The organism is Mesorhizobium sp. WSM4808 (assembly GCF_055811675.1).
Genome location: NZ_JBVVQX010000057.1, coordinates 1 through 1,746 on the forward strand (window position 1 = coordinate 1; position 1,746 = coordinate 1,746).

1 protein-coding gene and 1 pseudogene are annotated in these 1,746 nt (G+C 59.6%); both read right to left on the minus strand.

Translation table 11 applies throughout. The annotated features are described in order from the left end of the window. Positions 1-785: 785 nt before the first annotated feature. The gene (gene gfa, locus AC0L2U_RS34615) at positions 786-1,355 is read right to left on the minus strand and encodes an S-(hydroxymethyl)glutathione synthase (protein WP_292386958.1); all 570 of its coding nucleotides are present in this window, start codon (positions 1,353-1,355) and stop codon (positions 786-788) included. Positions 1,356-1,422: 67 nt separating this feature from the next. Then, positions 1,423-1,746: pseudogene (locus tag AC0L2U_RS34620) on the minus strand (S-(hydroxymethyl)glutathione dehydrogenase); the annotation flags it as partial.

A 1,746-nucleotide genomic window follows, 5' to 3' on the forward strand; every position in this document is an offset into this window, starting at 1 on the left:
CCTCAGGCTCTCTTGACTATGCTGTATCGCTCGACGGACCGCCTCTGTCGTCGTGGCGCTCCCATGAAGAACCTGGCATAGCGCATCCCTTGATTCGGAGGACAAGGATGCCCCATCAAAATCTGGGATCAAACAATGGTCTGTTACTTCGCTTCGACCGGAACCGAAGCGGAGACAATCGCTTTCGCCAAGACCCTCGCTGACTGCTTGGGTGGGGTGCTTCCGCCCATGACGCTCGTGCCGATGCCCATTTACTCCCCTGAGATCACGGTTGAGATTTGGGGCGTGGCACAGGGCTGAGGGCTTTGGGGTGTTCCTAAATTTAGAGACGAGATTCGCCTGCCATTCGTCCCCATGACAGACAACAACCATTGTCTTTCTCTCGCGACGCCTTCTCTCCTCATTCGAGGTCGGCGGGACAGCACCGAGTACTTGTTGATGTCGAAGCGAACTATGCAGATTTCGGGCACGGCGGCAACTACCTCCTACCTCCCTTTGGGATCGTTAGGTTGTTTGAATGTCGCGAAATGCTTTATGCCGCCGAAACCTTTCGAGTACCGCTTGCGACGCCGGTATTACAAATGGAAATTCCAGCTCCTAACTGCTAAAGTGCAGAGCCCAGATCATCATATATTCCTAGCAAAGGTTGCTGCTATGGCGCGTGGACGCCCGCCAAAGGAACCTTCGCTTAGCCAAGGAAGCGTGCGCCTCCGGCGAGGGTAACAGCGAAAGCCATAGGATGGACGGGAAGGGCCAATGCTGTGGGCCGGCCCTTCCGGTTTCACCTAGGCCGGTAGTGCGCCCGACTTCTTCGCGGTCCAAGTGGCGATGTAGTCCATCAGGCCGGGGTTGAGGCAGTCATAGGGCTCGATGCCGATTGATTTCAACTGCGCGCGGATACCGTCCATGCGGCTCGGATCGACACCGGATTCGATGATCGACGAGACGAAGGCGGTGAAGCCGGGAGGCGACCATCCGTCCTCGACGAAGCGTTCGGGATGGATGAAGCTCAGCCCCTTGAACGGATGATCGCGTTCGACCGGACCATGCATGTGAACGCCGCAGCCGGTGCAGGCATGGCGCTGGATTAGTGCAGAGGGGTCGACCACTTTCAGCTTGTCGCCATTCTCGGTGACGGTGACGTCGCCGGTGCCGGCCACGGCAACGACGGAGAACACCGCGCCCTCAGGCTTCCAGCATTTGGTGCAGCCGCAGGCGTGGTTGTGGGCGATCTGGCCCTTGACCTTCACCTTCACCGGCTTGCTGGTGCAGGCGCAGACCAGCGTGCCGCCGGCAAAGCTTGCGCTTTCCCGGGGCAAGCCATTGTCGATTTTCGGATGCAGTTTTTCCGGCATTTTTTTCTCCTCCCGTTTGTGAACCACAGAGGTCGCAGGCCGGTTGGTCGGCGGCTTGTGGTCTTCCTCAGTAAACGACGACGCTTCGGATCGACTTGCCCTCATGCATGAGGTCGAACCCCTTGTTGATGTCCTCGAGCTTCAGCGTGTGGGTGATCATCGGATCGATCTGGATCTTGCCGTCCATGTACCAGTCGACGATCTTCGGCACGTCGGTGCGGCCACGCGCGCCACCGAAGGCGGTTCCCATCCAGGTGCGGCCGGTGACCAGCTGGAACGGCCGCGTCGAGATCTCCTGGCCGGCACCGGCGACGCCGATGACGACCGACTTGCCCCAGCCGCGATGCGAGGCTTCCAGCGCCTGGCGCATCACCTTGGTGCTGCCGGTGCA

Coding starts and splice junctions, on each gene's coding strand:
- gfa (WP_292386958.1), bottom strand. CDS start 1,355: ATGCCGGAAAAACTGCATCCGAAAATCGACAATGGCTTGCCCCGGGAA.